The organism is Phyllobacterium sp. P5_D12 (assembly GCF_054049495.1).
Map to the genome: position 1 here is coordinate 1 of NZ_JBFUMG010000581.1, position 2698 is coordinate 2698.

Consider the following 2698-nt stretch of genomic DNA (forward strand, 5'->3'; position numbering starts at 1 on the left):
GACTATGCCCTGCCGAATGCCCAAGGCTATGACGAGATGAAATATGCCGGTCTCTATCATCTCAACGCATATACCTATGCCGATCCGACCTGGTTCCCCGATATGGATCCGGCGCTCCGTGCAATGTTCCAGAAGGTGACGAAGGGCGCGCTGTCCGGTAAGGCGGGCGGGCCGGTGACAGAGGAATTCAAGATCAACGGTCAATATGTCGATACCCCGACGATCGATGGCAAGGAAGGCGTCGTCGGCATCCCGTTCTTCGACGGTTACGTCGAGAAGGCAGCGATCGAATTTCTTGATGCTGCGTCACAGAAGCCGGACGAGCCCTTTTTCATCAACGTCAACTTCATGAAGGTGCATCAGCCGAACATGCCGGCACCGGAGTTCCAGCTTAAATCACTGTCGAAGAGCAAATATGCGGATTCGGTTGTCGAACTCGATACCCGCATCGGCCGGATCATGGACAAGCTTCGTGAAACAGGCATGGATCGGAACACGCTGGTTTTCTACACCACTGACAATGGCGCGTGRCAGGACGTCTATCCGGATGCCGGCTATACGCCGTTCCGCGGCACGAAGGGCACAGTACGCGAGGGCGGCAACCGTGTCCCGGCCATTGCAGTGTGGCCCGGCAAGATCAAACCCGACACCAAGAACCACGAAATTCTCGGCGGCCTTGATCTCATGGCGACATTTGCCGCGGCTGGCGGCGTGCCATTGCCCACTAATGATCGCGAAGACAAGCCTATCTATTTCGACAGCTATGACATGACGCCCGTATTGACAGGGTCGGGTCCTTCGCCACGCAAGGAGTGGTTCTATTTCACTGAAAATGAACTTTCGCCCGGCGCGGCACGTGTCGGCAATTACAAGGCCGTGTTCAACCTGCGCGGCGACAACGGACAGGAAACAGGTGGTCTTGCTGTCGACTCGAACCTTGGCTGGAAGGGCGCGGAGAAGTATGTCGCGACGGTACCGCAGGTGTTTGACCTTTGGCAGGATCCACAGGAGCGCTACGACATCTTTATGAACAACTATACCGAACGCACCTGGACCATGGTCACGATTTCGGATGCGATCAACAAGCTCATGAAAACTTATGTCGAGTACCCGCCGCGGAAACTGCAGAGCGAGTCCTACAGTGGTCCTCTTACTCTGACGAGCTATCAGCGGTTCGAGTGGGCACGTCAGCAGTTGGGAAAAGAAGGCATCACTCTTCCGCTGCCAACAGGCAATTGACACTCAAATGAACCCCCGGATCGAACGGGGGTTCCCTCGCTCACTCTGCTTGCGCGTATGGACACGCGTAGATGGCATTGGAGGATTTCATCATGTTCAAAGCTCATCTTGCTAAAGTTGCCTGCGTTGCAGCGCTGGGCATCGCGGCCATCCTTCTTGTCGCTGTCCCGGCCTGGGCGCAAAACGATCCGCTTCCGTCATGGAACGACACCGCACCAAAGGCGGCCATCGTCGCCTTTGTCGAGAAGGTGACCAAGGAAGGCTCAAACGACTTCGTCGCCGAGCCGGAGCGTATCGCCGTGTTCGACAATGATGKCACACTGTGGACCGAGCACCCGATGTATGTTCAGCTCGCCTTCGTGCTCGACCGTGCGAAAGCCGAAGCCGCATCCCACCCGGAATGGAAGGACACACAACCATTCAAGGCAGTGCTCGAGAGTGATATGAAGACGCTGGCCGCCCTGGGAGAAAAGGGCCTGGTGGAACTCCTCATGACCACACACGCCGGAATGACGGCCGAAGAGTTTCAAACGATAGTGACCGACTGGATTGCAACCGCGCGAGACCCGCGGTTCAAGAAACCTTACACCGAGCTCGTTTACCAGCCCATGCTCGAACTGCTCGCCTATCTGCGTGCCAATGGCTTCAAGACCTTCATCGTTTCGGGTGGGGGCATCGAGTTCATGCGGCCGTGGACAGAGAAAGTCTATGGCGTTCCGCCCGAACAGGTCGTCGGCTCATCGATCAAGACACAGTTTGAGATGAAGGACGGCGCACCGACCCTGATGCGCCTGCCGCAAGTCAACTTCATTGATGACAAGGCCGGCAAACCCGTCGGCATCAATGAACACATCGGTCGCCGGCCAATCGCCGCTTTCGGCAACTCCGACGGCGACCTGGAGATGCTGCAGTGGACGACTTTGGGCGAAAAGCCGGGATTCGGGCTGATCGTCCACCACACGGATGCCGAGCGCGAATATGCCTACGACCGGAATACGGAATTCGGCCGCCTAGATACGGCGCTCGATGCTGCGGCTGTGAACCAGTGGACCGTCGTCGACATGAAGGCCGACTGGAAGCAGATATTTCCCGAGAAGTAGGACAGACAGCCTGGTAAACGATTGGATGCAGGTGCGGGTAACGTAGTGCTAGTTGAAATGCAAAACCTCCGGTTGCGCGCGCGTTCGCATATCACGCTTTGGGCGGCATTTTCGCTTTACGTTCTGCTCGCATTCGCCGGGCTGGCCGTTGCGGCTGAGAAGGTTCCGACTCCGCCTGCCGATCCGCGTATCTCGATTCACGACGGTTTCGTGGACGAGACTAAATGCGCATCCTGCCACGCTAACCAAACTGCCGCGTTTGCGAAGTCGAACCACGCCAAGGCGATGGCCATCGCCAGTGACAAATCGGTGCGGGCAAATTTCAATAATACCCGCTTCGAGCATAACGGCCTTGTTTC

Annotated in this window: 3 protein-coding genes; all 3 read left to right on the forward strand. The window is 56.9% G+C overall.

Translation table 11 applies throughout. The annotated features are described in order from the left end of the window. The coding region (locus ACXJ5O_RS23785) for a sulfatase-like hydrolase/transferase (protein ID WP_457302059.1) at positions 1-1239 on the forward strand (1239 nt) is incomplete at its 5' end. A gap of 92 nt (positions 1240-1331) precedes the next feature. Next, a complete protein-coding gene (locus tag ACXJ5O_RS23790) occupies positions 1332-2339 on the forward strand; it encodes an HAD family hydrolase (RefSeq protein WP_457302060.1) in 1008 nt (335 codons plus the stop codon). A gap of 57 nt (positions 2340-2396) precedes the next feature. Next, positions 2397-2698, forward strand: a 302-nt coding sequence (locus tag ACXJ5O_RS23795; RefSeq protein WP_457302061.1) for a multiheme c-type cytochrome, incomplete at its 3' end; no start/stop codon positions are given.